At 69.1% G+C, this 2500-nt stretch carries 2 protein-coding genes; both read left to right on the forward strand.

The features are described from left to right. The first annotated feature begins 166 nt into the window (after nucleotides 1-166). Nucleotides 167-1669: an IS21 family transposase gene (gene istA / locus PHA29_RS10425; RefSeq protein WP_270849572.1), complete on the forward strand. Its 1503-nt coding sequence runs from the start codon at nucleotides 167-169 to the stop codon at nucleotides 1667-1669. Continuing rightward, nucleotides 1653-2408, forward strand: a complete 756-nt coding sequence (gene istB, locus PHA29_RS10430) for an IS21-like element helper ATPase IstB (protein WP_270849573.1) — start codon at nucleotides 1653-1655, stop codon at nucleotides 2406-2408. Before istA ends, istB begins: the two co-directional genes overlap by 17 nt. Nucleotides 2409-2500: the final 92 nt, after the last annotated feature.

Genomic DNA, 2500 nt, shown 5'->3' on the forward strand with positions numbered 1-2500 from the left:
TGTGTTTGCTAGCGTCTTACTTACGGGTTTGAGCACGGCGTTTTTTTGGGGATGACCGCGAAAAACTTTCGGGTCTGGGCACGGGCACGCCGACCATCTCGATTCGGCCTAACGTTGTCGTTGCTTAGGTTTCGGCGACGGGAGGTCGGGAAAGGAAATGATCGGCGTGGACAAGATCGAAGATATCAGAAGGAGGGGCAGGGACGGGGCGAGCGTCGCCTCGATCGCCCGTGACACCGGGGTCTCCGAGCCCACGGTGCGCAAGTACCTGAGGGCTACGGACCTCTCCGAAAGGCCGCCGGCAGTCGGCAGAGCCCCGGAGTCCCCTCTGCTGGAGCCGTACGTGCGGCTCGTCGACTCGTGGCTGGCCGAGGACAGGCGCTGCTGGCGCAAGCAGCGTCACACGGCCAAGAGGGTCTACGACAGGCTCGTCGAGGAGCGGGGCTTCACCGGGTCGTACTCGACGGTGCGCAGGTACGTGAGGAGGAGGCGCGACGAGCTGGCGACGGAGCACGACGCCCGCGAGGCGCAGGGGTTCCTGCTGCTCGACTGGGTTCCCGGCGAGTGCCAGGTGGACTTCGGCCAGGCGGACTTCCGCGTCCGCGGCGTGGTGCAGCGCGGCCACTTCCTTGCGGTCACGTTCCCGCACTCCAACGTCGGGCTCGCCCAGGTGTTCTGGGGCGAGACGGCCGAGTGCGTCTGCCAGGGGCTCAGGAACGTGTTCGAGTTCGCGGGCGGCGTGCCCCTGCGCGCCGTGTTCGACAACGCCACCGAGGTGGGGCGCCGCATCGGGGCGGTGGTGACGACCTCGGGGCTCTTCCGGCGCTTTGCGGCGCACTACGGGCTCGACTACAGCTTCACCAACCCCTACTCGGGCAACGAGAAGGGGTCGGTGGAGAACAAGGTGGGCGCGATCAGGAGAAACCTCTTCGTGCCGGTGCCCTCGTTCTTCGACGTGAGGGGCTACAACGAAAGGCTCCTCGAGGCGTGCCTGGAGGCGTCGCGGGGGAAGGACCACTACCGGAAGGGCGAGCCCGAGCTGGAGCTCTTCGGGGACGACCGCGCGGCGCTCTCGCCGCTGCCGTCGGCGCCCTTCGCGTGCGTGACGTGGCTCACGCGCAAGTGCGACAAGCAGGGCTCGTTCAAGGCCGGCGGCGAGCACCGGTACTCGGCGGGCCCGGGGATGGCCTCCCGTGAGGTCGCCGTCGCGATGGGGGCCTTCGACGTGACCGTCGTGGGCGACGAGGGCGAGGTCGTCGCCACCTACGAGCGCGAGTGGGGCGACGCGCCCACCGACTCGGCCGACCCGCTCCTGCAGCTGAAGCTGCTGTGCAACCGCCCGGGCGGGTGGCGCGACAGCGTGGTGAGGAGGTCGCTGCCGGACGGACTCGTCTCCTTCCTCGACTCCGAGGGCCCGGCGGACCTGCGCGCCGACCTGCGCGCGATCCGGGACTCCGCGTCGCGTCTCGGATGGGCGGCGGCCGTGGAGGGCGCGCTATCTTCTCTCGAGGCCACCGGCGGCGTCGACGCCGCCACCCTCGAGCTGTCGGCGGCGGTCTCGGCGTCCGGCCGCGGGCGCGTCGAGTACGACGAGCCGGTCGACCTCGCGGGCTACGACCGCGCGTTCGAGCTGCTGGAAGGGGGCGCTTCCGATGCCGAGGCTGTCTGACGCCGAGCGCTCCGAGTTCGCCTCGCGCGCACGCGCGCTCTTCATCTCGAAGGCCACGATAGCGTGGTTCCTCGAGACCGCCACCCCCGGCCAGCTCGCGGCGTGCTCCGCGATGCTCGCCCGCGAGCTCGAGTCCCGTGAGCGCTCGAAGCGGGCGAGGCTGCTCAGGCAGGCCAGGTTCCCCGTGCCGAAGGCCGTCGAGGGCTTCGACTGGTCCAACGTGCGGTTCCCGGAGGGCTGGGGGCGCGAGGAGATGCTCTCGCTCGACTTCGTCGGGCGGGCGGAGGACCTGGTCTTCCACGGCCCGACCGGCCGCGGCAAGACCCACGTGGCAACCGCTCTCGGGATCGAGGCGACCCGTCGCGGCATCCCCGTGCGCTTCCACCAGACCGCCTCGCTCGTCCTGCAGCTGGGCAAGGCGAAGCGCGAGGGTTCCCTCGACCGCCTGCTCGCAGACATCGGGCGCGCATCGCTGATAGTCCTCGACGAGTTCGGCTACGTGCCCTTCGACGTGGACGGGGCCAGGCTCCTGTACCAGGTCATATCGGACAGCTACGAGAGGAGGAGCGTCGTGTTCACCACCAACGTGGAGTTCAGCCGCTGGGGCACGGTCTTCGCCGACGACAAGCTCGCCGCCGCGATCGTGGACCGCGTCGTGCACCACGGCAGGCTCGTGGAGTTCGGAGGGCCCAGCCACCGGCTCGAGGAGTCGCTCATGCTGGGCAAGTCAGGAAGCTAGCGGCGCGCCCGTGCCGGAACCCGAAAAAGTTTCGTGACCAAACCCGAAAGAAACGCATGCCCATATCCAAAAGGAAGACTTGACCAAACACA

The sequence above is a fragment of the Candidatus Collinsella stercoripullorum genome (assembly GCF_027669965.1).
Lineage (GTDB): Bacteria > Actinomycetota > Coriobacteriia > Coriobacteriales > Coriobacteriaceae > Collinsella > Collinsella stercoripullorum.

What these genes read in the sequence shown, in the direction of transcription:
- istB (WP_270849573.1), top strand. Translation starts at nt 1,653, where the DNA reads ATGCCGAGGCTGTCTGACGCCGAGCGCTCCGAGTTCGCCTCGCGCGCA.